Annotated in this window: 20 protein-coding genes, 2 tRNA genes, 3 rRNA genes and 1 pseudogene; 11 read left to right on the top strand and 15 right to left on the bottom strand. The window is 44.2% G+C overall.

Translation table 11 applies throughout. The annotated features are described in order from the left end of the window. Positions 1–103: 103 nt before the first annotated feature. From coaBC to ABEF84_RS02830, 3 genes are all read left to right on the top strand, one after another. Positions 104–1,378, top strand: a complete 1,275-nt coding sequence (gene coaBC, locus ABEF84_RS02840; protein WP_034583135.1) for a bifunctional phosphopantothenoylcysteine decarboxylase/phosphopantothenate--cysteine ligase CoaBC — start codon at positions 104–106, stop codon at positions 1,376–1,378. Positions 1,379–1,590: 212 nt separating this feature from the next. Beyond that, positions 1,591–2,094, top strand: a complete 504-nt coding sequence (locus ABEF84_RS02835) for a hypothetical protein (protein ID WP_034588782.1) — start codon at positions 1,591–1,593, stop codon at positions 2,092–2,094. Between the two features lie 132 nt (positions 2,095–2,226). Then, entirely contained in the window at positions 2,227–3,180 is a 954-nt protein-coding gene (locus tag ABEF84_RS02830; RefSeq protein ID WP_347453567.1) for a hypothetical protein, read from the top strand. Here ABEF84_RS02830 and ABEF84_RS02825 read toward each other — a convergent pair. Then, positions 3,173–4,024 (bottom strand): PHP domain-containing protein, encoded by an 852-nt coding sequence (locus ABEF84_RS02825; protein ID WP_347453566.1) that lies wholly within the window; start codon positions 4,022–4,024, stop codon positions 3,173–3,175. The genes ABEF84_RS02830 and ABEF84_RS02825 overlap by 8 nt on opposite strands. A gap of 44 nt (positions 4,025–4,068) precedes the next feature. On the opposite strand from ABEF84_RS02825, the gene ABEF84_RS02820 reads away from it, so the two are divergent. The 4 genes and pseudogenes from ABEF84_RS02820 (at position 4,069) to mnmC (ending at position 7,474) form a co-directional block, all read left to right on the top strand. Then, complete coding sequence (locus tag ABEF84_RS02820) at positions 4,069–4,680, top strand: septation protein IspZ (protein ID WP_347453565.1); 612 nt, start codon at positions 4,069–4,071, stop codon at positions 4,678–4,680. 27 nt (positions 4,681–4,707) lie between these two features. Beyond that, the gene (locus ABEF84_RS02815; RefSeq protein WP_034583145.1) at positions 4,708–5,010 is read left to right on the top strand and encodes a YciI family protein; all 303 of its coding nucleotides are present in this window, start codon (positions 4,708–4,710) and stop codon (positions 5,008–5,010) included. 5 nt (positions 5,011–5,015) lie between these two features. Then, a complete protein-coding gene (locus ABEF84_RS02810; RefSeq protein ID WP_034583147.1) occupies positions 5,016–5,540 on the top strand; it encodes a hypothetical protein in 525 nt (174 codons plus the stop codon). Between the two features lie 36 nt (positions 5,541–5,576). Further along, positions 5,577–7,474 (top strand): annotated as a pseudogene (mnmC, locus tag ABEF84_RS02805) (FAD-dependent 5-carboxymethylaminomethyl-2-thiouridine(34) oxidoreductase MnmC). Positions 7,475–7,640: 166 nt separating this feature from the next. On the opposite strand, the gene ABEF84_RS02800 reads toward mnmC, so the two are convergent. Further along, on the bottom strand, positions 7,641–7,955 hold the full coding sequence (locus ABEF84_RS02800; RefSeq protein ID WP_034583151.1) for a rhodanese-like domain-containing protein: 315 nt from the start codon (positions 7,953–7,955) through the stop codon (positions 7,641–7,643). A 91-nt stretch (positions 7,956–8,046) separates the two neighbouring features. Between ABEF84_RS02800 and ABEF84_RS02795 the strand changes: the two genes are divergently transcribed. Together ABEF84_RS02795 and ABEF84_RS02790 are read left to right on the top strand one after the other, a co-directional pair. Continuing rightward, positions 8,047–8,535 (top strand): YajQ family cyclic di-GMP-binding protein, encoded by a 489-nt coding sequence (locus ABEF84_RS02795; RefSeq protein ID WP_034583153.1) that lies wholly within the window; start codon positions 8,047–8,049, stop codon positions 8,533–8,535. Between the two features lie 28 nt (positions 8,536–8,563). Further along, positions 8,564–9,076, top strand: coding sequence for a DUF4442 domain-containing protein (locus ABEF84_RS02790; RefSeq protein ID WP_034583155.1), 513 nt, complete (start codon positions 8,564–8,566; stop codon positions 9,074–9,076). A gap of 58 nt (positions 9,077–9,134) precedes the next feature. Here ABEF84_RS02790 and ABEF84_RS02785 read toward each other — a convergent pair whose 3' ends face one another. The 3 genes from ABEF84_RS02785 to ABEF84_RS02775 form a co-directional block, all read right to left on the bottom strand. Further along, entirely contained in the window at positions 9,135–9,506 is a 372-nt protein-coding gene (locus ABEF84_RS02785; protein WP_375730985.1) for an acyl-CoA thioesterase, read from the bottom strand. Positions 9,507–9,580: 74 nt separating this feature from the next. Continuing rightward, positions 9,581–10,012, bottom strand: a complete 432-nt coding sequence (trxC, locus tag ABEF84_RS02780) for a thioredoxin TrxC (RefSeq protein WP_034582791.1) — start codon at positions 10,010–10,012, stop codon at positions 9,581–9,583. Beyond that, positions 10,013–10,909, bottom strand: a complete 897-nt coding sequence (locus tag ABEF84_RS02775) for an alpha/beta hydrolase (protein ID WP_034582793.1) — start codon at positions 10,907–10,909, stop codon at positions 10,013–10,015. Between the two features lie 124 nt (positions 10,910–11,033). On the opposite strand from ABEF84_RS02775, the gene ABEF84_RS02770 reads away from it, so the two are divergent. Next, positions 11,034–11,369 (top strand): TIGR01244 family sulfur transferase, encoded by a 336-nt coding sequence (locus ABEF84_RS02770; protein ID WP_034582795.1) that lies wholly within the window; start codon positions 11,034–11,036, stop codon positions 11,367–11,369. A 460-nt stretch (positions 11,370–11,829) separates the two neighbouring features. Here the strand turns inward: ABEF84_RS02770 and ABEF84_RS02765 are convergent, their stop codons facing one another. Beyond that, positions 11,830–13,788: an Ig-like domain-containing protein gene (locus ABEF84_RS02765; protein WP_034582796.1), complete on the bottom strand. Its 1,959-nt coding sequence runs from the start codon at positions 13,786–13,788 to the stop codon at positions 11,830–11,832. A 151-nt stretch (positions 13,789–13,939) separates the two neighbouring features. Between ABEF84_RS02765 and ABEF84_RS02760 the strand changes: the two genes are divergently transcribed. After that, on the top strand, positions 13,940–15,322 hold the full coding sequence (locus ABEF84_RS02760; protein ID WP_034582797.1) for a dihydrolipoyl dehydrogenase: 1,383 nt from the start codon (positions 13,940–13,942) through the stop codon (positions 15,320–15,322). On the opposite strand, the gene ABEF84_RS02755 is transcribed toward ABEF84_RS02760, so the two are convergent. The 9 genes from ABEF84_RS02755 to ABEF84_RS02715 form a co-directional block, all read right to left on the bottom strand. Further along, entirely contained in the window at positions 15,285–16,901 is a 1,617-nt protein-coding gene (locus tag ABEF84_RS02755) for a Na/Pi symporter (RefSeq protein WP_347453562.1), read from the bottom strand. The two genes, ABEF84_RS02760 and ABEF84_RS02755, sit on opposite strands and share 38 nt — an antisense overlap. A 163-nt stretch (positions 16,902–17,064) precedes the next feature. Then, positions 17,065–17,179: ribosomal RNA gene (gene rrf, locus ABEF84_RS02750) — 5S ribosomal RNA — on the bottom strand. A 190-nt stretch (positions 17,180–17,369) separates the two neighbouring features. Beyond that, a 23S ribosomal RNA gene (locus ABEF84_RS02745) occupies positions 17,370–20,258 on the bottom strand. A gap of 396 nt (positions 20,259–20,654) precedes the next feature. Next, positions 20,655–20,730, bottom strand: a tRNA-Ala gene (locus tag ABEF84_RS02740). A gap of 36 nt (positions 20,731–20,766) precedes the next feature. Continuing rightward, positions 20,767–20,843 (bottom strand) — tRNA-Ile (locus ABEF84_RS02735). Positions 20,844–20,904: 61 nt separating this feature from the next. Then, positions 20,905–22,442, bottom strand: a 16S ribosomal RNA gene (locus tag ABEF84_RS02730). The 16S, 23S and 5S rRNA genes sit together here with 2 tRNA genes alongside, the layout of an rRNA operon. Positions 22,443–22,880: 438 nt before the next feature. Then, complete coding sequence (locus tag ABEF84_RS02725; protein WP_347453561.1) at positions 22,881–23,957, bottom strand: DUF6670 family protein; 1,077 nt, start codon at positions 23,955–23,957, stop codon at positions 22,881–22,883. Positions 23,958–23,981: 24 nt separating this feature from the next. After that, on the bottom strand, positions 23,982–24,800 hold the full coding sequence (pssA, locus tag ABEF84_RS02720; RefSeq protein ID WP_034582306.1) for a CDP-diacylglycerol--serine O-phosphatidyltransferase: 819 nt from the start codon (positions 24,798–24,800) through the stop codon (positions 23,982–23,984). Positions 24,801–24,847: 47 nt separating this feature from the next. Further along, positions 24,848–25,705: a 23S rRNA (adenine(2030)-N(6))-methyltransferase RlmJ gene (locus ABEF84_RS02715; protein WP_034582304.1), complete on the bottom strand. Its 858-nt coding sequence runs from the start codon at positions 25,703–25,705 to the stop codon at positions 24,848–24,850. Positions 25,706–25,717 lie beyond the last annotated feature (12 nt).

Genomic DNA, 25,717 nt, shown 5'->3' with positions numbered 1-25,717 from the left:
CTTATTTATTATTAATTATCGTTTTTCTGCTCAGTGGTTCTCTTGGGTATGACTTTATTTAATGCTATTGTGAGCGCCACTGCAACAGAAAGGTAGCCTGTTTGTGAGCTTTGACGTAAGTGTAATTCCTCATAAAAATATCATTTTAGCCGTGACGGGCGGCATTGCGGCTTATAAAAGTGCAATTCTGGTCCGCCGTTTAAAGGATGCCGGATTTAATGTCCGCGTGGTGATGACTGAAGGCGCACAGGCCTTTATTACGCCGCTGACTTTTCAGGCTTTATCTGGTAACCCGGTACACACAGAATTACTTGATCCTGAAGCTGAAGCAGGCATGGGGCATATTGAGCTGGCACGCTGGGCCGATCTGGTACTCGTCGCACCAGCCAGTTGTGACACTTTGGCAAAATTCGCGGCTGGCTTGGCGGATGATCTGTTAAGCACTTTGTATTTGGCGACCAAGGCGCCGGTCTGGGTGGCTCCGGCAATGAACCAGCAGATGTGGGCAGCCAAACCGACCCAGCGTAATCTGGCAACCCTGATTGAAGATGGCGTGCATGTAATCATGCCGGATGTCGGTTCACAGGCTTGTGGTGATGTTGGCCTGGGACGTATGCCGGAACCGGAAGAACTGGCACGTCAGGTGACGGAATATTTTCATAAGGCACAGCGTGCGATTGCTGAAAAATTTGGTTTGCTCGCTGGAAAACGCGTCACCATTACTGCGGGTCCAACCCGTGAAGCGATTGATCCGGTACGTTATATTTCCAATCACAGTACCGGGAAAATGGGCTTTGCTTTGGCTGCTGCCTGTTATGCTGCAGGGGCAGATGTAACGCTGATCGCGGGACCGGTGAGTCTGGATACACCAAATGGTGTGAAGCGTAAGAATGTGACCTCAGCAGTCAAAATGCTGGATGAAAGCATGCACATGCTGGAACAGGGCTGCGATATCTTTATCGCCACAGCTGCGGTGGCGGATTACCGCGTGGCACAGGTGGCTGAGCATAAAATCAAGAAAGCTGGTGATGAGCTGAACGTGGCACTAATCAAAAACCCGGATATTGTCGCAACTATTGCCCAGCAGGAAAAACGTCCGTTTATGGTCGGTTTTGCCGCAGAAACCCGTAATATTGAAGAATATGCAGCCGGCAAGTTGGTGGCGAAAAAGCTGGATATGATTGCCTGCAACGATGTATCTCGTCAGGATATTGGTTTTGCATCCGATGAAAATGCCATGACCGTATTCTTTGCTGAATCCTACCAGATGGAAAAACGCGAGCTGGAAAAAGCATCCAAGCAGGAAATCGCGCAGCAGCTGGTCGAAGCGATTCATGATGCTTTACATCGTGATCCATCTGAGGATGACGATTTCTAAATGGCAGAAAACCGAAAATAAAAAAGCTCTGTTGAACAGGGCTTTTTTATTGGATCCGGAAATGAAGTTGATTCGATCGAATAAATTTAAAATGACCTCAAATATTTATTTTTCTGCCTATTCCTTCACACTTTTAAATTAGATAAAATAATTCTATAACAATATAAATTTTAAATTATTCCAGCCTCACATATTTGAGTACTGGGGGTGGTATGAAAAGAATAAGCTTTTTGTTCGTGATGTTGTGGTTGTCCGCGTGTAGTTACTTTGTTTCTACCGATGAACTGGCACGGAACATTGAAGCCCAGATGCAACGTGAGCTGAATACTCATCAGGATTACCGCCACTATAAGTTGAAGGTGCTTGAGGTCAAAATTACTGAACGTGATGGCCGTGAGTTTAAAGCCATTTCCCAGCTGGAATATCAGGGTAAATCTTATCCGGTGCATGTACTGATCCATCCGGATGGCAAGGGCTATAACTGGGAACTTGAAGATGATGCTTTTGCCTTTATCGATGAAGTTGAAATCCAGAAATATGAACGGCAGTTACAGCAAGAACTGGCAATGATTTCGGCAGAATTTGAAAGAGATGACGGTTTTAATTCATCCGTGCGTTACACAGTTCCGGCCACAGAAGAGCCTGAACCGGTGGTGGTTTCACAGCGTGTGGAGGAACCCATACCAGTGGGAAATATTACGGCTTATACCAATTAATATTTAAGATATTCCCATAAAAATTAAAATACGATGAATATAAAAAAGCAGATTTTTGCATATGCTCCCCAGCCGATTATTCACCCTTGGAAAGCACTTGCATTCATTTTAATGTGCAGTGTATTGGTGTTTATGATTGGCTCACTCTTAGCATGGCAAGGGATTCTATTCCAGTCGTTTGAAACGTCTTGGCGTTATCTGCTGGTGAGCAGCCCTTTTCTGGTCATCGCGCTTTTTGGAGATAAGGCTCAACGGCTAAAGTTTCCTGTTTTGCTGCAAAAATATCTGATTGATCCTAAATTGGCTATGGATTTAAAAGAACAGGCTTTGCGTAGCTCGGATGCGATCATTCTGGATTATCGCCATATACGTGCGCATTGGTGGCAAGGCAAGCAGCAACAACTGTTGCTCAAGCTGCATGAACATGAAGATGCGAAATGGTTTAATATCGATTTAAACCAGGTCTTTAACAATACCGTCTTTCTCACTAGTCTTCATGTGAAACTGAATCAGGCCATTATCGGGCAACATATCTGGGTTCATTATTTGGCACGTTCACGCACGATCGTGCAATTGTACGCTCAAGATCATTTTGATGATTTTCATCAAATGAAAGACTACTTTTCAATGCCTTATACAGGCCATCTAGTTTTTCACCAGATTCCAACTCAGCTGATGCTGGATATACCCTACTTGTCAGAAATTCAGGCAATTCGTGAACAGGATCAAAAAGGTTATCTCCTGAAACTAAAAACCAGTTATGGCAAGACTTACAGCATTTCATCCTTGGCCCGTCACTTTGACAAACTGGAATTAGCCCTTTCAGGTTTGATTGATTTTATCGCCTATCGGAATTTCAAACAGCATCCGGAAATTCAACAAGCACGAATTTCCAAACAGCATCCAAAACGCATACCACGATTACTGTTAGGTTTGACGATTTTCGGTACCTTGGTAGCAGCCATCTTGTTCCAAGATTGGATATTTTTCTATCTTGGCTTCGTATTAATCTATCTGTTGATACGAAATATTCGGCACTATAAAACTTCACCCTTTATTGAGGATGCAGATCTGCATCCTATTTAAAACTCTCCCAAATACCGACCTGCCCTTCTTTTAAACTGGGAATATTGCCGAGCTTGATCCACGGCATATTTTCACCATGAAAATCACTGCCGACCGAAACTTTTAATCCATGCTCAGCAATCATGCGATCCACCATCTGTCGTGTAGACAGAGGATCAATCGCAGGCGGAAGTTCAACGGCATCGCCACCAAACTTGGCAAAGATTTCAATTAAATAACGGATATTGGTTGCAGACAGATCATAGCGGGTCGGATGTGCCAGCACGGCATAACCGCCACTGGCATGAATCACCTGAATGGTTTCTTCCAGTCCCAAACCATCAAATTTTACATAGGCCTTTTTGCCTTCCTTGATGTATTTATCAAAAGCCTGCTGTGGCCGGGTCACGATGCCTTTTTCGACCAGTGTTTTGGCAATATGGGTACGCGTCACACGATCTGGAATATTGTCGACTTTAGCAACCACATCCGGATAAATATCTTGTCCCACTAGAGGAATTAGCAGATCACAGATCTTTTTGGAACGTTCAGCCCGGATGCGTTTCTGTTCTTGTAATACTTTTTGTAACGGCTCAGGATTCTGTACATCCAGCGCTACGATATGTACACCATAATTTTTCTTGGTGGCTGGACGAGACCACTGGCTGGAAATTTCCACCCCTGAAATGATCTTAATTGTGTGATCTTTCGCAGCATTACGTGCCAGTTCCAGCCCATCCATGGTGTCATGGTCAGTCAATGCCAGCGTATGGATAAAGCAGGCTGCTGCTGCCTCAACCAGCTGTTGTGGACTCAAGGTTCCATCAGAAATATTGCTGTGTGTATGTAAATCTACGCCGTGCATCTCTATACTATGACATTTATTTGATCAGATTTAGATACTCTAACATGAAAGCACTTTTAGACTTTGTGCCACTCATTATTTTCTTTTATTTATATAAGACAGTAGATCCGAAAGACACCCACCACCCACTACTTGAACTGATCGGCTCTGGCGGTGGTGTCGACAATAATAATATTCTGGTAGCAACTACAGGTCTGATCATTTCCATGTTAGTGGTCTATGGTGCACTGTTCGTGTTCCAGAAATTCCGTCTGGACAAACAGCAATGGCTGGTACTGTTCATGACGGTGATTTTCGGCGGCATCACCCTGATGCTCAGCGATGATTTCTATATCCGTCTGAAAGCAGTCTTGCTGAATCTGGTCTTTGCCGGCGTGTTCCTGTTATCCCCTTGGTTTAGTAAAGATAAAAAGCCACTGATTCAGCGCCTGTTTGGCCCGGTCTTCAATTTAACCGAACAGGGCTGGATCAAACTCAACTATGCCTGGGCAGCGATGTTTGCATTTATGTCATTCCTGCATTGTTTCTTTGCCTATATATTTATGAACGGAAAATATTGGGGCGAATTTACTGCATTCGGTGACATGATCGTGATGTTTTCCTTTATCATTGTGCAGTTCATTGTATTGCGCAAATACTTCAAATCTGCCGAATAATATCTCACTTCAATATCGAGAACTGTCATGCCATTATTTGTTGTTACCTGCACCGACCAGGAAGGTACAGTAGAAAAACGTCTTGCTATCCGTCCACAACATCTGGAACGTCTGCAAAAGTTAGATGATGAAGGTCGTCTGATTGTTGCGGGCGCGATGCCTAAAGAACCGGGTAATCCTCAGGCGGGTTTTTATGGCAGTACCATTATTGTCGACTTTGACAGCCGTGAAGCACTGGATGAATGGTTGAAGGAAGAACCATTCCTGAAAGAAGGCGTTTATTCACATATTGACGTTAAACCATTTAACAAAGCATTCCCTCAAGGATAAGGTTTATGCACGCTGTAATTGCCAGTTTAATCGGTCTATCCCTTGCCTGCACAACTGCTTGGGCAGTTGAAGTAACACCGGCAGCTCCTGCGGCTGCACCAGCGCAACATACGACAGCAACTGTGCAAGCTGCGGTAGCGAATACACCGCCTCAAACCCTGCCGGCCAATCAGCCCGGCATCAAACCGGTTGCTGCCTCAGCCAATGCGCTGGTGCAGGATCCGGCAGCCAAACCACTGACTGCTGAACAAATTGCCAAAAATAAAGCCCAGCAAGATGCCAAAGTCAAAGCGCTGGTCAAAGACCAGGCGACTCGTCTGCAACAACTGGAAAAAGCCAATCTGGAAGCGCTGGCACAAAACCAGGAACTGCAACTGAAAAACGATAATCTCGGGGTTCAGGTACAGGTCCTGCAAAGTGAACGCAGTGCCCAGATGTTCCTCTACGGCGCTGCAACACTAGCCGTTGGCGTGCTGCTGGGCTTCCTGATCGCAAGCTATGTTTATACCAAGCGTCGCCGTCAGTGGTAAGCTATTCCCTTTGCTGATGTATTGAAGGTTCCTGTTTTGTCACACGCAATTCAAACTGCCGATCTGGATTGGCAGCTGGTGGATGGCATTGATGTGCCAGTTTCCAAACAGTTCGGTGATGTTTATTTTTCCAAGGACAATGGCCTGCTAGAAACACGCCATGTGTTTTTAAATGGTAATGATCTCAGCACCCGACTTGCGGAACTAAAACCTTTTGAATATTTCTGTGTCGGTGAAACAGGCTTCGGTACCGGACTCAATATTCTTGCCTTATGGCAACTCTGGCAGCAGGTACGTCCTGATAACCACAGCCGCTTGCATGCTATTTCCGTCGAGAAATTCCCGCTTTCCAAAGCTGATCTAATCCGTGCCCTCAATGCCTGGCCAGAACTGAAACCGCTGGCCGATCAGCTAATTTACCAATACCCTCTGCCAATTGCTGGCTGTCACCGCCTCAGTTTCCCAGAAGAACGTTTTTCTCTGGATCTCTGGCTCGGTGATGCACATGATGTATTTCCACGCATGGAAAAAACTGCAGCAGTCAATGCCTGGTTCCTGGATGGTTTTGCCCCTTCCTGCAATCCGGATATGTGGGAAGAAAATGTACTAAATAATATTGTTCGGCTATCGGATTACGGCACCACATTTTCTTCTTTTAGTGTGGCTGGCGTATTAAAACGTGGCCTTAGAAATCATGGTATTTCTATTTCACGTCCACGAGGCTTTGGCCATAAACGTGAAATGTTGAAAGCGGTCTGGAATCCGCCTGAATCTGAAAATACATCAGAAACCCCAGAAGACACTGCTAAAAAAAAACTTCGCTAAATAGCGAACCGAAATATCAAGCTCGCCAAATTGCTGTCATTGGTGCGGGTATTGCAGGTCTAAGTACCGCTTGGGCCTTTGCCAGCCGTGGTCATCAGGTCACTCTATTTGACCGTACAGCACCACTTTCTGGTGGTTCCGGTAATCCTTTAGCCTTACTGAATCCCAAGCTCGCTCCAATTGAACAAAGTGCCGAGCATATGATGACCCAGGCCTGGCAACATGCCCTGAATCACTATGCCTGCTTTAAGGCTTTTCGTCCTTTTCAAGTCCATCAACTGGCAATCAAGAAACCAGAAGATTTATTGGCACTTGCCGATGAATACCCTGCTGGTATTCTGGAAACTCCTGCTCAGGATCAGCAGCCTGATACTGAATACCCTGCTCTGGCTTTAAAGCAGTCAGGTGGTGTCTATCCTCATCAGCTACGTGATGAAATCCTGCAGCATCCGAATATTCAATATTTACAGGCAGAAATTAGCCGGATTGAAGCTGAGCCACGTCTAGAACCGTTTGCTGATGATCAATCTTTAGGACAGTTTGACCATGTCATCGTCTGCACCGCCCTGAATACACCACAACTGATTGAAGGTCTTCCTGACCTCAAGCCAATTCGTGGTCAGGTCAGCTGGGTAGAAAATAATGGACAATCACTCGATCCAAATATTGCCTATAGCTACGGTGGTTACTGTATCCAGTTGGATGACAAGCATTTGCTGCTAGGTGCTTCTTTCTGTGTCAATCGCGATGATACTGAAGTACTGAAAGAAGACCATGAACATAACCGCGAGCTGATCCATTCGGTTTTCCCCGAATATACCCAAACTTTGGCAGAGATCAGTGAATGGCACGGTCGTGCTTCAGTCCGAGCACAAAGCCGGGATTATTTCCCTCTGCTCGGCAAGCTAAAACAGGATAAGGAAATCTATAGCCTGGCAGGCTTGGGTTCCAAAGGCTTCCTGTTTGCACCATTATGCAGTGAAATTTTAGCAGCGCAAATTTTGGGAGAAGCCTGCCCGGCGTCAATCAATATGATCAAAAAGCTGGATGTACGACGCTTTGAAAAGAAAGTAAAAGCGAAGAAGCCATATTTTAAACCAAAAAGTTAAAGCTCCTCCCTTTGAAAAAGGGAGGTTGGGAGGGATTTATACAAAGAATTTAATCCCCCCTCTTGTGCCATATATGGCTCACCTTTTTCAAAAGAGGGAACTAGGAACTTTGAAGAAATAAAGACAACAAAAAAGCGCCCTTAGGCGCTTTTTCACTGAAAGGATGTTAGGCACCCTGTTCCAGTGGCATACCGGCATCACGGGCAGCACGTGTACCACCCATCAGGATGACGTATTCACGTGAGCTGTCAAAACCTTCCAGTTTTTCCGCAGCACGAGGGGCTTTACTGCCACCACCACACAGAATATAAATTGGCTGATCCGCGGACACTTGAGTCAGGCTTTCCTCTGAAAGGTTATTGATCGGCTGGTTCACCGCCCCTTTCAGATGTGCTTCTGCATAAGCACTAGAATCTCGAACATCCCAGATCACTGCACCTTCTGGGAACTCAAATGTTGTAATTTCTTGTTTACGGATCATTGCGCACTCCTTTGATGTAAACAACACTTGGCAAATGAAGAAAACATCCCTAGCATCTCAGATATTCTTTCCATTTGTAAAGGTCTAAACTATGCCTTCTTTCGATATTGTTTCTGAATTAGAAATTTTTGAAGTAAATCATGCTGTTCAAAATACGCAAAAAGAAATTGCGACCCGTTTTGACTTCCGTGGTCAGGATGTCTCTATCGAACTGAATGAAAAAGCAAAAGAGATCAAAATCAAAACAGAAAGCGATTTCCAGTGCGATCAGGTCTATAGCATGCTGGAAAATCACTTCTACAAACGTAAAGTAGATGTGCAAGCGCTGGATCCACAAAAAGCAACTGCCTCAGGTAAAAACTTTGTTCAGGTGATCAAACTGAAAGATGGTCTTGACTCTGATACTGCGAAAAAAATTAATAAAGCCATTAAAGAAAGTGGCATTAAAGTGCAGTCTTCTATCCAGGGCGACAAGATTCGTGTGACTGACAAGAAACGTGACACCTTGCAACAGGTGATGGCGTTCCTGAAAGAACAGCAATTTGGTTTGCCTTTACAGTTCAATAACTTTAAAGACTAAGGATTAGTCCTATTCGGGTAGATTTACCATGACAAAAAGCAACCGACTTTCCAAACTGGTTAAAGCAACTGCACGACTTCCACAAGGCATTCGTACTGCGCTGCTGAGTAAAACCTTTGGCCGGATTGTACCCATGGTGGGTTCTGCCCGAATCCGCTATGAACAGGTCAGCCATGATCAGGTAATCGTCAGTATGGCGAATCATAAAGCTATACAGAACCATATTGGTCAGGTTCATGCTTGTGCCATGGCATTACTGGCTGAAACAGCCACCGGCTTTGTCACTGCGATGAATGTGCCGGATTCAGCGATTGTGCTGATTAAAAGCATTAAAATTGACTATAAGCGTCCAACGAAAGGGGCCATGCGAGCAGTGGCTACGCTGACACCTGAACAGCAGCAACTGATGCAAAATAGAGAAAAAGGTGAAACTTTGGTTCAAGTATCGGTAACAGATGAATCTGGCGAAGAACCGATTCAATGTGAAATGCTCTGGGCCTGGATTACCAAGTCTCAACTGAGCAATAAAACCAAAGCTTAATTAAATTTTTTCAATTCAAAAAATAAAAAACCAGACTTAAAGTCTGGTTTTTTATTTATCAGTTCGCTTGTTGAGATTCAAGGAACTTCTGCTTCACGTCCTCTGGTATTGGACGTTTATTGCCTTTGACATCCACTGCTACAAAGGTAAACACACCTTCAGTCACACGTTTAGGTTCACGGGAATCATCATGACTATCCCACACTTCAATCTGCATCTGGATTGAGGTATTCCCTACTTTCAGAATCTTGGTATAACAGCTGATCACATCACCCACTTTCACTGGCACCAGGAAAGTCATCTGATTGATCGAAATCGTTGCACAGCGGCCTCTAGAAAAGCGCTCGGCATGAATCGCACCGGCCAAGTCCATTTGTGAAACAATCCATCCACCAAAAACGTCACCACTCCAGTTGGTATCCGCTGGCATTGCAATTGTCTGTAGGGAAAGTACTCCCTCTGGTTTTACATGAGAATCTGACACGTTAACTCCAGGTATGGGTATTAGGATTTGGCATTCAGATGCTGGTCTAGCCACTGTTTTAGCTGAGGTGCTCTGAGTGCACCACTTATTCTAGCAATTTCATCGGTTTTATTCATCAAAACTAATGTCGGAATGCTACGAACATTAAAAGCAGCACTTAAACGTGGATTGGCTTCGGTATCAATTTTCGCAAACACCACATTCGGATAATCTTTGGCAACCATGGCAAACTGGGGTGCCATCATCTTGCACGGACCACACCAGTCCGCCCACAGGTCAATTAAAATTGGCAGGTCACTGCCGGTAATAAACTGGCTGAAATTCTGTTCATTGAGTTCAATCGGAGCGAGTGGAATCAATCCCTGATGACACTGGCCACATGCAGGACTCGCGCTGAGCTTATCTTCAGGCACACGGTTTTTGGCCTGACATGACGGACATACGATGATCATCTAACGAACTCCAATATATTGATGTAAGAATTCTAATTGGGTCGGAATTGCTTTTTCAAACCATTCACCATGATAAATATCAAAATGTTGCATATCCCATTCATGATATTCGGCAAATGGCGCAATATTGGTAACGGTTTCACGACTCGACTCAATCGGAATCAGACTATCCTGTTTCGCGGCAATAAACAGTACCGGAACAGTAATCTTTCTTACGTCCTGAATTGGGCGATAGCGGATCAAATTAAAGAATGCCCGAGCTGGAATTTCCCCGCTCCAGTAATAATCCGGATTGACGATCGATAAATAGCCTTTATAGCTATCTGCTGTTGGCAGGAAACACAGCTCGTGTTCAGAAACTACAGGTAAGGTTTTGGGTGCCATTCCAACTTTGGAGCCCATATAATCTTGACTGGAAATCTTTAAGGCTTTCGGCATCTGTTGTAATGGATACAACTTGGCACTTTCTGTACCATCCACAAATGGCACTTGCACCATAATGGCCTGAATGTCTTTAGACTCAGCAGCCAGCGAAAGTACATGACCACCACTTAAAGCGGTTCCCCACAAGACAATACGCTTGGAATCTATCGACTTGCGTTCTTTAACATGGGCAATCATGGTACGCCAGTCATCAAGCTGAGCCTTGATTGAAACCAGTTCACGAGGCCGTCCGGTACTGCCCCCCCAATAGCGATAATCGAATAAAATGACTGCATAACCCGCTGCAGCAAACCGTTGGGCATATTTGACCAGTGCAAAATGACGTAAGGCAGCCAAACCATGTGCCATTAAAATGACTGCAGGCTTTTGTACGTTCTTGGGACGGTAAAAATCGGCAGCAATGACATCCTGACCGCTTTTGACATACAGTGGTTCGACTGTATATTCGTGCATACGCGCTCCGTTGCGTTATTTTATGATTGTAATCGTTTATAAAAATTTCAGATCTTTCTGATCATTATTGAGCTTAATGCTATCATAAAGCATATCTTTATAAATTAAATGATGGAGTGACATCATGAGTGAAAATGTAGGCTTCGCAGGTCAAATTGGTCCAGAACATATCGATCAAGTGGTTGAAAAAGGTTTTAAATCGATTATCAACAATCGCCCGGATATGGAAGGTGGCCCGGAACAACCGACTAGTGCACAAATTGAAGAAGCCGCACGTGCTGCAGGTTTAAACTATGTGCATCAACCTGTTGTGGCCGGTCAGATCACTGAAGTAGATGTCCGCACTTTTGCCAATCACTACAATGAATTACCAAAACCATTATTGATGTTCTGCCGTACCGGTAACCGTTCAAATAACCTTTATCAACTGGCAAAACAAATGGATTTGCTAGATGACTAAGGTTTTTGGGTCATCTGTAATTTTGCAGGTGGCCTAAGCTTTTACGCATAAAATAAAACATTAAGCTATCACTGATACCAACCCTATAAATAAATGATGATCTAACTCCGATGAAAGCTTATCGGGTTATTTAGAGCAATTCTTTATCTCTAGCGCTCAGATTACACAATAGAACATTGAATAATTATTCAAATACTATAATGATTTACTACCTCTATTTTAATCATAAGCTGCAGTGGCATATGAGCTGCTACCTTAAATCAAAAGGTAAAGAAACAAGGATTAATTCATGAATAAAATTTTACTGGTGATCTGTTTAAGTTTGGGCTTTGTTGGTTGTAGTTCGATGAATGTGAAGCCGACTGTGGGTATAAGTATGGGAACTTCAATTTAATTTTTTTAGATTTCAGTTCCCATAAAAAAACAGCGCCTAAGCGCTGTTTTTTGTTTATTTTAGAAATTAACGATAAGTTACATAAAAGTTAGAGACCTTACCATTTGGAGCTGTAGTAGTAATTTTAAAATTATCTCCAGCTGCACAATCTTTTAAACGATATTGGTAATAAGTCGAATTAATCACATTGGCAATTGGATTACTTCCTGAAGATAATTCAGCAGTACATGATTTATTGTTATCTGTAATATCCTCTGGAGTTACAGCAATTGTGGTGCCTGATGGCATTGGTGTTGTTAAAGCACTCTTACCAAATAAATTGAAACTTAAAGAAGAACCACTTGCTCGCAAGTCACGAATAGTCGCTGTACTATCAGCAAAATATAAAACAATTTGTTGACGTAAAATTGCCGATAATTGGTTATCACAAGTATTGGTAATATTAGGTTCAGAGAATGAAGAAATACCACAGGTTAAACGTGAACCCAAAAGTTGGCGATCATATTTAAATTCACCAATTCCACTATCATAACGGTTATTTTCATTATCATCGCGGAAAAAGCTACCAATATTATTAACTAAGGTATCCACTCCTGGCGTATAAATATTATCACCGTTCGTATCAACGTAACTCTTATCGCCTTCCACATAAGCTAGTACAGATACACGACCATCAGCAGGACGTGGATTTTGAGTACTTAATTCTACAGAACATTGACCTTTAACAGTTGAACATGCTCCATCAACTTTACCACCCTCTGTAATAAAGTTAACTACTGTTCCATCGGGAACGTCATTACCGTTACGATCAGCTAATCGTGCAACGATGGTCGTAGTATCTCCATCCTTATCGTTCTCTAATGAGTTTTTAGAAACTGATAAACTAAAACTATTTTGAGTTGCACGACCCGTTGTAATGGTTATATTTTTCGCAAGTGCACTAAAACCACTAGGCAAAGTTGCTTTAATTTCTACAGGACCTGGGATATCACCTGGATAGATATTTACAATGACTTTACCATTACTATCAGTTTTAACTGTTCGATCCTCAGTATTGCCAAGACTTACAAAGCTTGACCCCCTTGGAGCTTTATTCAAGCTTAATGTCACATCCTGATTGGCAAGTGCTGTGCTATTTGAATAAACAGTAAATTCCACTTGACCACTTGAGGATGAACCACTTCCCTGGACTGGAATCTTTAATTCGTCCGTAGATGTATAAACAATAGATGTAGCTGTTGCTGCTTGAATGTTAACAGAAAGCTCTTTTGAATTTGTTGGAGATGTACTTGGCGTTACAGTAATCTTCTGATTGCCACTACATAATTTTCCAGCTGCATCATAAGCATAATATGTGTTGGAAATATTTCCTTCACTTGATGAAACAACTTTCGGATTACTGAAGCTACCACAGCCAGCAGAGAATGTTACTTCTTGATTATTTTGATAATTACCATCAGCATCTTTTGTAATCAACGTTATGAGAGTCGAACCACCCGAAACTAGAGATGTACTTGCTGCAACAAGTTGGTCAATCACAATATCAGTTTTAACGAAGCTAACATTTTTTGACTGAGTAGCAGTTTGATCCTCTAATTCAACAGAGGCTGATATCTTATATGCGCCTGTCACATTCGAATCTGTTGGCATAACACCAATACTTGCTTCACCATCAGCATTAGTAAAAACTGAGCTATTGGTAGTACTGAATGTCATATTCTCACCAGAAAAAGTAACTAAGGCCCCACGAACTGGATTACCATTTCCATCCGCTACTTTAACTGTTGCTATAGCCCCTAATGCTGAAATTGTTTGCGTTTCTGCTCCATTTGAGTCTGTTAACAAAAAGTTAGTAATTTTGAGTGACTGGACTTCAGAAGGGTTACCAGCATTATCTGAACCACCTGTATTACCACCTGAATTACCGTTCTCATAGTAGCCTTCACTACCACCACCACCACAGCCCGCCAAAAGTAAAGCTAAAGCAAGAGCAGAAAACTTGGTGCTCAATTTTGTATTAATCATCTAAATCCCCAAACCCCTCATTTATAAGAGTGTGTTATCAATAATTTTTTGTAGATTATGTAATCATAGATAAAATTTTATATAAATAAAAGCGAGACTCATCTTTTATATGCTAACTTTTAATGAAAAATAATTTGAATAAAGGCTGAGTATGTACGACCTTATCATCATTGGCTCAGGCACAGCAGGCATCACAGCCTATAAAGAAGCAATCAAACACATAGACAACATCCTGATCATTAACGATGGTTCTTGGGGAACAACCTGTGCGCGGGTGGGTTGTATGCCGAGTAAAGTCCTGATTGCCTCGGCTAATCGTATGCATCTGGTTGAGCATACTCAGGATCTAGCTTTGGATGTTAAAGCTGAAATTGATACTTCCAATGTGATGTCACGAGTTCGGGAATTACGTGACTTTTTTACTCAAGCAACACTCAATGATGTTGAACAATGGAATCCCAAACATAAAATTGCAGGTCAAGCAAAATTTATCGATGCACAGACTATAGAAGTCAATGGACGACATTATCAGGCCAAAAGCTTTATTCTGGCTGTCGGCTCACACCCAAATATAGATAAACAACAAAAAGAACTACTAGGTGACCGACTGATTACCTCGAATGAAATATTTGAACTCCCGACCTTGCCAAAATCTCTAGCTGTGATTGGTAGCGGTATCATTGCCATCGAACTGGCTCAAGCCATGCAACGTTTAGGTGTACAGACTACAGTCTTTGCCCGTAGCCAGAAAGTTGGTTCACTAACCAGTCCTGCCTTACAGGAACTAGCTCAACAGCAACTTAGTTCAGAACTGGATATCAAATTTAAAACGCTTCCAGAAGAAGCGACCCGGCAAGGGGATAAAGTTCAGATTAAATTTAAACGAAATGAACAATTTCAAACTATAGAAGTCGATTATGTCTTATCTGCTACTGGCCGCAGCAGCAATCTGGATCAGCTTGGACTCCAAAACATTGATGCAGCTTTTAACGATATTAAAAATCTGCCAATAGATGCGTCTACCAAACAATTAGGCAATTACCCAATCTTTATTGCGGGAGATGCTGGACACGATCATCCGATACAGCATATTGCGGCTCATACCGGAAAACATCTGGTTAAAAATTGTCTGAAATTTCCAGAGATCAAACCGATACTAAAACTTACTCCATTAGCCATTGTATTTAGCCAACCGGAAATGGCGACCATTGGTAAAACATATAAGCAATTAAAAGAAAATAGGATTGAGTTTGTGACAGGTTCTGCCTCTTATGAAAGACAAGGTCGTGCCCGAGTTGAAGCTATTAATATCGGTGCTATTGAACTCTATATAGAAAAGACAACGCGCAAACTGGTGGGAGCTGAACTTTTCTGTGCTCAGGCTGAACATTTAGCACATCTACTAGCCTGGATTATTGGTGAAGAGCTGACAGTGGATCAGATTTTGGAAAAACCATTCTATCACCCTACCCTGGAAGAAGGTTTACGTACAGCACTTAAACATGCACGTCGTCAGCTTGATGCTCGTGTTTAAATTCCTTTTCACAAAGCACATTTACAAAGCGCTGGCTATGCACAATCAGACGTTCCAGCCAGCGGTGAGCTGCAAGTAACTCTAAAATTCTGGCAGCATTTAAATGATGGCTGGCAGCATATTCATTAATCTTTTCACGCAATTCCGCATGATGTTGCTTGGCCCATTGTTCCAGTAAAATCAGTTCATTTTGCAAAGCCTGAATTTTTTCATGATCTGCCAAATCTGAGGCTTGTTCCCAATAATTACCCACGACTTCCATAAAGTCTAACGCAACCTGATACAGTGCGGGCTGAGTCCTTAAATCCAGACTATAAGATAATTGTTCCAGATCGCTACGCAGTACTTTCAGATAAACAACCGTACGTAGCAATATTAATAAGTTAGCCTGATCTTCTGAATGATCAGCCACCACAATTTTTTCTAGATATTCTCGCAGTTTATGGATCAATTCATCCTGTTGTTTCAACTGATTAGCTGCAACGAGTTGCCCATCCTTAAATGCAGCCTTAAACCACACATATTGCTGCCACATCAACTGAAAAATGACCTGTTCTGCTTGAGCAATCGCGATCGCTGGCACAGCCAGACTAGTTTCATCCAAATATTGAATCAGGCGATCGTCATCAGAAGGAATCAATCGAATCAGCAGTTGTTTAAATTGTTCAATAAAAGGCATCGTTAGCATAGCTCCAAACAAGCTAAAAGCGGTATGAAAAGCTGCAATAATCAGTACCTCATCCCAAGAGGACAGTAATCTGCCTTGCTGATGTAGCCATAGGAATAATGGGCACAAAATAAAAAAAGCAAAAATGGCACTAATCAGATTGAAACCCACATGCACAGCAGCCGTTCGCCGGGCATTGCTATTGGCACCAATCGCAGCCAATACTGCCGTAGCCACCGTACCCACATTTTCACCAATCACCAGCAAAAGCGCCTGCTCTAACTGGATAATTTGACTGGCTAATGCAGTGATCGTTGCAGTCAATGCAGCACTGGATGACTGTAAGATAACGGTTAAAACAAAACCAATCAGTACCAGCAAAAATTTTGAGAAGAATGTATCCGTTTTAAAAGCAAAAAGATCAATCTGATCAGATAAGCCGGACATTGCTAGTTGCAGTAATTCAATGCCGTAAAAAAGTACTCCAAAACCAGCAAGTGTTAACCCAATGAGAGCAACACGTCCCTGCGTTAAAATTTTTAGTAATGCCCCCAAGGCCACCATGGGCAAAGCAAACTGGCCAATAGAGAATTTAACCCCTAAAACAGCAACCATCCATCCCGTACTGGTCGTACCGATATTCGCACCGATAATCACACCTACCGACTGAGCAAAAGTCAGTACACCTGCACTCACAAAACCAATCGTAGCGAGCGTTGTTGCAGTAGAAGACTGTACAATCAGGGTAAAAACAATGCCGGAATTCATTGCCTTGATGGGTGAACCTGTAAATCGGCCTAACCACTGTCTCAGTGACTCACCCGCCAGATCCTTGAGGCTATCGGTCATCAAGGTCATGCCGAACAGAAATAAGCCTATTCCACCACAGAGTTGTATGAATACCTCAAACACACCCACCTCTTTTTATAATTCTTAAAGCTGAAATAATTTAAACAAAGTCACTGAAAATACAGACAGCATAACAAATGATTTAAAATTTATAGGGTGATTAACAGAATTTTTTAGGCACAAAAAAAACACCCCCTGCACTAGTCAGGGGGTGTCTGGAATAATGAGCTGGCGATGACTTACTCTCACATGGCAAACGCCACACTACCATCAGCGCGAAGAGGTTTCACTTCTGAGTTCGGGAAGGGATCAGGTGGTTCACTCTTGCTATGGTCGCCAGCACAACTGGTATGGATACTCGCTTGGTCTTATCTGCGTTGCTTTCGCTTCGCTTGCCTTGCTTTCTACCAAATAGGTTTCATTAACAGGTCTATCTGAGTTGAACATTGTATCTAGCATTTCAACTAAATCAAGTTGCTTTGATGCTTTATGAATCAATTGTTGCTTTGTATACAACTGCTTGGGCGTTGTATAGTCAAGCCTCACGAGCAATTAGTATTGGTCAGCTTCATGCATCACTGCACTTCCACACCCAACCTATCAACGTCCTAGTCTCGAACGGCTCTTTAGTGGACATAAAGTCCAAGGGAAATCTAATCTTGAGGTAGGCTTCCCGCTTAGATGCTTTCAGCGGTTATCCCTTCCGAACATAGCTACCCGGCGATGCGACTGGCGTCACAACCGGTACACCAGAGGTTCGTCCACTCTGGTCCTCTCGTACTAGGAGCAGATCCTCTCAAATTTCCAGCGCCCACGGTAGATAGGGACCGAACTGTCTCACGACGTTCTAAACCCAGCTCGCGTACCTCTTTAAATGGCGAACAGCCATACCCTTGGGACCTGCTTCAGCCCCAGGATGAGATGAGCCGACATCGAGGTGCCAAACACCGCCGTCGATATGAACTCTTGGGCGGTATCAGCCTGTTATCCCCAGAGTACCTTTTATCCGTTGAGCGATGGCCCTTCCATACAGAACCACCGGATCACTAAGACCTACTTTCGTACCTGCTCGACTTGTGGGTCTCGCAGTTAAGCGCGCTTTTGCCTTTATACTCTACGCGTGATTTCCGACCACGCTGAGCGCACCTTCGTACTCCTCCGTTACTCTTTAGGAGGAGACCGCCCCAGTCAAACTACCCACCAGACACGGTCCTCGTCCCGGATTACGGGACAGAGTTAGAACCTCAATATTACCAGGGTGGTATTTCAAGATTGGCTCCATAGCAACTAGCGTCGCTACTTCAAAGCCTCCCACCTATCCTACACAAGTAAGATCAAAGTTCAGTGTCAAGCTGCAGTAAAGGTTCACGGGGTCTTTCCGTCTAGCCGCGGGTACACCGCATCTTCACGGCGAATTCGATTTCACTGAGCCTCTGCTGGAGACAGCGCCGCCATCATTATGCCATTCGTGCAGGTCGGAACTTACCCGACAAGGAATTTCGCTACCTTAGGACCGTTATAGTTACGGCCGCCGTTTACTGGGGCTTCGATCAAGAGCTTCGCTTACGCTAACCCCATCAATTAACCTTCCAGCACCGGGCAGGCATCACACCCTATACGTCCACTTTCGTGTTTGCAGAGTGCTATGTTTTTAATAAACAGTTGCAGCGGCCTGGTTTCTGAGGCTGTCAACAGCTCAAGGAGCAAGTCCTATCACCATCGACAGCGTACCTTCTCCCGAAGTTACGGTACCATTTTGCCTAGTTCCTTCAGCAGAGTTCTCTCAAGCGCTTTGGTCTACTCGACCTGACCACCTGTGTCGGTTTCGGGTACGATTCCAGTGTAACTGAAGCTTAGAGACTTTTCCTGGAAGTATGGTATCAGCCACTTCACCAGTAAACTGGCTTGCTATCAGATCTCAGCATAGAGCACCCCGGATTTGCCTAAGATGCATGCCTACTTCCTTCCACCTGGACAACCAACGCCAGGCTGACTTAACCTTCTCCGTCCTCTCATCGCATTACACTGAAGTATTGGAATATTAACCAATTTCCCATCGACTACGCCTCTCGGCCTCGCCTTAGGGGTCGACTCACCCAGCCCCGATTAACGTTGGACTGGAACCCTTGGTCTTTCAGCGAACGGGTTTTTCACCCGTTTTGTCGTTACTCACGTCAGCATTCGCACTTCTGATACCTCCAGCATGCTTCTCAACACACCTTCATTGGCTTACAGAACGCTCCCCTACCACTTGCACATAAGTGCAAATCCGCAGCTTCGGTACATAGTTTTAGCCCCGTTACATCTTCCGCGCAGGCCGACTCGACTAGTGAGCTATTACGCTTTCTTTAAAGGGTGGCTGCTTCTAAGCCAACCTCCTAGCTGTCTATGCCTTCCCACATCGTTTCCCACTTAACTATGATTTTGGGACCTTAGCTGGCGGTCTGGATTGTTTTCCTCTTGACTACGGACGTTAGCACCCGCAGTCTGTCTCCCGGATAGTACTCATTGGTATTCGGAGTTTGCATCGGTTTGGTAAGTCGGGATGACCCCCTAGCCGAAACAGTGCTCTACCCCCAATGGTATTCGTCCGAGGCGCTACCTAAATAGCTTTCGGGGAGAACCAGCTATCACCGAGTTTGATTAGCCTTTCACCCCTATCCACAAGTCATCCCCTGGCTTTTCAACGACAGTGGGTTCGGTCCTCCAGTTAGTGTTACCCAACCTTCAACCTGCTCATGGATAGATCACCCGGTTTCGGGTCTACACCCAGCAACTATACGCCCTATTAAGACTCGATTTCTCTACGGCTCCCCTACACGGTTAACCTCGCTACTGAATGTAAGTCGCTGACCCATTATACAAAAGGTACGCAGTCACCCCGAAGGGCTCCCACTGCTTGTATGCATGCGGTTTCAGGATCTATTTCACTCCCCTCACAGGGGTTCTTTTCGCCTTTCCCTCACGGTACTGGTTCACTATCGGTCAGTCAGGAGTATTTAGCCTTGGAGGATGGTCCCCCCATATTCAGACAAGGTTTCACGTGCCTCGCCCTACTCGACATCATCATATCAGCCCTTTCGTGTACAGGACTATCACCCACTATGGTTGCACTTCCCAGAGCATTCCACTAAAACTGATATGACTTAATGGGCTGTTCCCCGTTCGCTCGCCGCTACTGAGGGAATCTCAATTGATTTCTTTTCCTACGGGTACTGAGATGTTTCACTTCTCCGCGTTCGCCTCATAAACCTATGTATTCAGTTTATGATACCGACCTTATAGCCGGTGGGTTTCCCCATTCAGACATCTCCGGATCACAGGATATTTGCCGCCTCCCCGAAGCTTTTCGCAGGCTATCACGTCTTTCATCGCCTCTGACTGCCAAGGCATCCACCACATGCACTTAATTACTTGACTATACAACCCCAAACAGTCGTTACACCTACAAGTCAGTGTAGCAACAAGTTCCACCAGTAAACTGGCTTCTCTTACAGTTTGTTGTTCTGTGCACTTAAGCACCGTACAGCTTCAATTAGATTCACGTACCAAAACGCTTGATTCAGTTAATTTCGCTAGTTCTCATTCAATCACTTCAACGATTCAACTTGCGTCGTCTCATTTCCGCTCTCTTATGAGATTGAACAAATTATTTCAACTCAAATATATTCTGTTAATGATTTTTCTCGTCTTCGTCAGACCGAGAAACTGTGATAAATCACAGAGATTAGTAAGTGGTGCGTAGTATACGCTTCCATTTCACTAATCTCTATAAGCTATCAAACTGTTTGCTTATTACGTATTCGAACGAATACGTGGTGGAGACTAGGAGAGTCGAACTCCTGACCTCCTGCGTGCAAAGCAGGCGCTCTACCAACTAAGCTAAGTCCCCAGCTTATCAATAAGTCAATGTATCTAAAGTATGTCATGGTGGGTCTGACAAGACTTGAACTTGTGACCCCACGCTTATCAAGCGTGTGCTCTAACCAACTGAGCTACAGACCCTCAGATACATCGTCATGAAGAACAACTTGTTGTGGATTCTTACCGATCGTCAATCTTTCGTTAAGGAGGTGATCCAGCCGCAGGTTCCCCTACGGCTACCTTGTTACGACTTCACCCCAGTCATCGGCCACACCGTGGTAAGCGTCCTCCTTACGGTTAGACTACCTACTTCTGGTGCAACAAACTCCCATGGTGTGACGGGCGGTGTGTACAAGGCCCGGGAACGTATTCACCGCGGCATTCTGATCCGCGATTACTAGCGATTCCGACTTCACGCAGTCGAGTTGCAGACTGCGATCCGGACTACGATCGGCTTTTTGAGATTAGCATCCTCTCGCGAGGTAGCAACCCTTTGTACCGACCATTGTAGCACGTGTGTAGCCCTGGCCGTAAGGGCCATGATGACTTGACGTCGTCCCCGCCTTCCTCCAGTTTGTCACTGGCAGTATCCTTAAAGTTCCCATCCGAAATGCTGGCAAGTAAGGAAAAGGGTTGCGCTCGTTGCGGGACTTAACCCAACATCTCACGACACGAGCTGACGACAGCCATGCAGCACCTGTATCTAAGTTCCCGAAGGCACCAATCCATCTCTGGAAAGTTCTTAGTATGTCAAGGCCAGGTAAGGTTCTTCGCGTTGCATCGAATTAAACCACATGCTCCACCGCTTGTGCGGGCCCCCGTCAATTCATTTGAGTTTTAGTCTTGCGACCGTACTCCCCAGGCGGTCTACTTATCGCGTTAGCTGCGCCACTAAAGCCTCAAAGGCCCCAACGGCTAGTAGACATCGTTTACGGCATGGACTACCAGGGTATCTAATCCTGTTTGCTCCCCATGCTTTCGCACCTCAGCGTCAGTATTAGGCCAGATGGCTGCCTTCGCCATCGGTATTCCTCCAGATCTCTACGCATTTCACCGCTACACCTGGAATTCTACCATCCTCTCCCATACTCTAGCTTCCCAGTATCGAATGCAATTCCCAAGTTAAGCTCGGGGATTTCACATCCGACTTAAAAAGCCGCCTACGCGCGCTTTACGCCCAGTAAATCCGATTAACGCTTGCACCCTCTGTATTACCGCGGCTGCTGGCACAGAGTTAGCCGGTGCTTATTCTGCGAGTAACGTCCACTCACCTTGGGTATTAACCAAGGGAGCCTCCTCCTCGCTTAAAGTGCTTTACAACCAAAAGGCCTTCTTCACACACGCGGCATGGCTGGATCAGAGTTGCCTCCATTGTCCAATATTCCCCACTGCTGCCTCCCGTAGGAGTCTGGGCCGTGTCTCAGTCCCAGTGTGGCGGATCATCCTCTCAGACCCGCTACAGATCGTCGCCTTGGTAGGCCTTTACCCCACCAACTAGCTAATCCGACTTAGGCTCATCTATTAGCGCAAGGTCCGAAGATCCCCTGCTTTCCCCCGTAGGGCGTATGCGGTATTAGCGTCCCTTTCGAAACGTTGTCCCCCACTAATAGGCAGATTCCTAAGCATTACTCACCCGTCCGCCGCTAAGAATCAGGTGCAAGCACCCTATCCCCGCTCGACTTGCATGTGTTAAGCCTGCCGCCAGCGTTCAATCTGAGCCATGATCAAACTCTTCAGTTAAAATCATTTTGTACTTTAGTTAAGACAAAGTACTTAATTCTGGCTCATCAATTACTGACAAAAATTCGCTCAAATAAACTTCGAGTAATTTCTACCATTAATCAATGAAAATATATTCAATCGATCAACCGGTAAAAATCCACACAAGTTGTTCTTCATAATCTCTTAATGATCGTCTTCATGCTTCGTCAGCATCAAGCTAGGTCGGCTATATTACGCTTTCTAAAATGAAAGTCAACATGTAATGTAAATTATTTTTAAACTTTCTTTCTAAAACTCAACTTAACCATTTTATTCTAAGTTACTGTTTTATCAGAAGTTTTAATTAACATCACCGCCGATGGATGTGCATTATAGAGCAAATCCAAACACACGCAACCCCTATTTTTAATAAAATCTACCATCTGTTTATTTATTCTACAGAAAAGCAGGTTTTTCTTATTTTTTGACTAAAAAAGGCACAGGATTCGTCGCACCACTTAATATTTTTTCTTCTTTACTCAGTTCCTGGAAACGTAAAGGTCGGCAATCAATGTATTCAATATAGCCCCCTTCCCCATTTTCTTCCTCACCATTAATTTTGATCTGGTAATTAAAACTACCGACATAACCTGCACCGAGACCAAATTTGAAATCACCACGGCTTTGGCCTTGAATCCGAATTTGTGTACCCTCTTTACTTTCACAGCGCCATTCAAATTCACGTGGCAGATACATTTTCTGGCCATTTGGTGTGGTTACACCCGGATATACCCGATGCACTTTAAAAATCACCTTTTCATCCAACATCTGAGTTTGCTGACTTTCCAGATCTTTATAATAAATTCGTGACTGAATGATCTGATTAAAACTATCCCGTACCTGAACCAGAATAATTTGCCGACTCTGACTCAGGTTGATAATCTGATAAGTTAGAAAAGCGAGAGGCAAATAGGGAAATTTAAAACTGCGTGCGTATTCAAAACTACCTAGACCTTCAATCTGATAAAGCTGATCCTTGTATTGAATCTTGCCTTCACACCAGCATGGAATCGACCAGTAATCGGCCAGAGAAAAACGCAACTGGGTAAAGTGGGTGATCAACTCAATCGCCCGGATTTTTAAATCTACACTGAGCTCATCATCCTGCCGGACAAAATGAAATTCCGGAAAATTCCCGGTCAGTAACTCGCGTTCATGAAATTTGAAATCACAATTTTCAAAGTGACATTCTTGCTTAATGGAATAATGATTCAATTGTCCGACCATATGTGGACTAGTACTGCAAATTACGGTTGTGGTATCTAAGGCATCAGTATGAATAGCATCTGGGTTGCACAGCATCGGTACATTCGGCTGGCCGATCATACTGAAAAAATTGAAGTAATAAAGAGGCGCAGAGAGGTTAGGAATAACGAGTCGTTGATGAACAAATTTATATTTTTTATTGGGCCCATGGCAGGCTAAATCTACCTGGGCAGTAGGAGTCTGATTGAGTTGTTTCGAACGATCTAAAAAATCCTGAAGAAACGACATATCAGACTCTCCTTTTTCTGCATGCTAACTCACTTGTTTTTTTGCCAGAAAGGTTGTGACAAAACCGGACAAGGCGTAGATCACAGAAATTACCAGTATTCCCACCGGAATGTTGTAAGTCATGGCTGCAAAGATAAATACAGCGATCGGCAAGACAAAGAATGGAACCCGCTTACGCTCCACTGTCTTAAATGAATAGTATTTGATATTGGAGATCATCAGCAAACCGGTAATCACAATCGCCGCTGCATTTATGATCTGAACTCCGCCATCTTTAATATCGAAGATTTCCGGAAAATCTAATCCGACCCAGACCAGTGAAATGATGATCACTGCTGCTAATGGGCTTGCCACCCCAATAAAATAGCGCTTATCGACCACGCCAATCTGCACATTAAAGCGTGCTAAACGGAAAGCAGCACAGGCGGTATAGACAAAGCAGGCAGCCAGACCGATACGACCAAGATCACTTAAACCCCAGCTATACATCAGGATCGCTGGTGCAACACCGAATGCCAGCATATCAGACAGTGAGTCAAACTGTTCACCAAACGGACTTTGTGCACCTATGGCACGCGCCACACGGCCATCCAAACCATCGAACAGCGCTGCCAGGAAAATGGCGTAGATCGCTTGCTGGAATTCGCCACTCATACTGGCAATGATAGAGTAGAAACCTGACAACAACGCAGCGGTTGTAATCAGGTTTGGCCACAGATAGATGCCGCGACGTTTGACTCGTTGACCTTCCTGAGTATGCTCCTCTTCTTCCACCTCAAAGGTGATGCCATCAAATGGCAGGTCTTTTGAAGATTCGCTTTCCGGTTTTTGTGTATTTGTCATTATCGTCGATCCATACTACCTATGAACTAATATTTTTATCTTATTTATTATTCGCCAACCAACCAGCGAACTGCGGCATGACCGCCAGTTTCCTGCATGCGCAGATGCGGGAACAACCATTGCAGCGCTTCGTCTGCATCTTCAGAGAATTTCCAAGGTGGGTTAATCACCAGCAGACCACAACCATTCAAACCAACCGGCGTATCATCTGGCCATACACAGACTTCGCAGATCAGCTGACGGCGAATACCAGTTTTGAACAAACGTTTTTCAAAACGTTCGATCATGGCACGGTCTTTAATTGGATACCAAACCGCAAATACGCCTGTCGGCCATTTTTTATAAGCTGCGGCAATTAGGTCCACCAGTTGCGGGAAGTCTTTGCGTTCCAGCTCATACGGCGGGTCAATCATCACCAGACCGCGTTTTTCTTTCGGCGGAATGACAGCTAAAAGACCTTCGTAAGCATCACGTTCATGCAGACCGGCACGTTTGTCATGAATGTTATGACGCAACTGCTGGAATACATCACGCTGCATTTCGAAAATGGTGGCCTTATCGATGTCGCGCATGCCTTCAAGCGCAAACCAAGGTGAACCTGGGTATGCCCCTTTACCAAAGTTTTCACGCATTTTTTCAACAATTTTCAGATATTGCTGAACACCCTCAGGCGCATTACGTTTCACTGAATCATCCAGTTTCACCAAACGGTGGATGCCGTTCAGAAACTCACCAGACTTCTGGGCTTCAGGAGTCGACAAGTCATATTTGCCTGCGCCGCCATGGGTATCGATATAACGATATGGCTTATCTTTCTGATTAAGGCGAGACAAAATCTGAAGCAATAAAACGTGCTTCATGACATCGGCAAAGTTGCCTGCATGGAAGTGGTGACGATAATTCATGTTTCAATTATT

It is taken from the genome of Acinetobacter sp. ANC 7912 (genome assembly GCF_039862785.1).
Lineage (GTDB): Bacteria > Pseudomonadota > Gammaproteobacteria > Pseudomonadales > Moraxellaceae > Acinetobacter > Acinetobacter thermotolerans.
The sequence above is the reverse complement of the archived record's forward strand: the minus strand, read 5'-3'. Positions and strand labels throughout refer to the sequence as shown.

Coding starts and splice junctions, on each gene's coding strand:
- ABEF84_RS02790 (WP_034583155.1), top strand. CDS start 8,564: ATGACAAAAAGCAACCGACTTTCCAAACTGGTTAAAGCAACTGCACGA.
- ABEF84_RS02725 (WP_347453561.1), bottom strand. CDS start 23,957: ATGTCGTTTCTTCAGGATTTTTTAGATCGTTCGAAACAACTCAATCAG.
- ABEF84_RS02820 (WP_347453565.1), top strand. CDS start 4,069: ATGAAAGCACTTTTAGACTTTGTGCCACTCATTATTTTCTTTTATTTA.
- ABEF84_RS02760 (WP_034582797.1), top strand. CDS start 13,940: ATGTACGACCTTATCATCATTGGCTCAGGCACAGCAGGCATCACAGCC.
- ABEF84_RS02795 (WP_034583153.1), top strand. CDS start 8,047: ATGCCTTCTTTCGATATTGTTTCTGAATTAGAAATTTTTGAAGTAAAT.
- ABEF84_RS02830 (WP_347453567.1), top strand. CDS start 2,227: ATGATTGGCTCACTCTTAGCATGGCAAGGGATTCTATTCCAGTCGTTT.
- ABEF84_RS02770 (WP_034582795.1), top strand. CDS start 11,034: ATGAGTGAAAATGTAGGCTTCGCAGGTCAAATTGGTCCAGAACATATC.
- ABEF84_RS02765 (WP_034582796.1), bottom strand. CDS start 13,788: ATGATTAATACAAAATTGAGCACCAAGTTTTCTGCTCTTGCTTTAGCT.
- ABEF84_RS02785 (WP_375730985.1), bottom strand. CDS start 9,506: ATGCCAGCGGATACCAACTGGAGTGGTGACGTTTTTGGTGGATGGATT.
- ABEF84_RS02825 (WP_347453566.1), bottom strand. CDS start 4,024: ATGCACGGCGTAGATTTACATACACACAGCAATATTTCTGATGGAACC.
- ABEF84_RS02800 (WP_034583151.1), bottom strand. CDS start 7,955: ATGATCCGTAAACAAGAAATTACAACATTTGAGTTCCCAGAAGGTGCA.
- pssA (WP_034582306.1), bottom strand. CDS start 24,800: ATGACAAATACACAAAAACCGGAAAGCGAATCTTCAAAAGACCTGCCA.
- trxC (WP_034582791.1), bottom strand. CDS start 10,012: ATGATCATCGTATGTCCGTCATGTCAGGCCAAAAACCGTGTGCCTGAA.
- ABEF84_RS02835 (WP_034588782.1), top strand. CDS start 1,591: ATGAAAAGAATAAGCTTTTTGTTCGTGATGTTGTGGTTGTCCGCGTGT.
- ABEF84_RS02775 (WP_034582793.1), bottom strand. CDS start 10,909: ATGCACGAATATACAGTCGAACCACTGTATGTCAAAAGCGGTCAGGAT.
- ABEF84_RS02810 (WP_034583147.1), top strand. CDS start 5,016: ATGCACGCTGTAATTGCCAGTTTAATCGGTCTATCCCTTGCCTGCACA.
- ABEF84_RS02815 (WP_034583145.1), top strand. CDS start 4,708: ATGCCATTATTTGTTGTTACCTGCACCGACCAGGAAGGTACAGTAGAA.
- ABEF84_RS02715 (WP_034582304.1), bottom strand. CDS start 25,705: ATGAATTATCGTCACCACTTCCATGCAGGCAACTTTGCCGATGTCATG.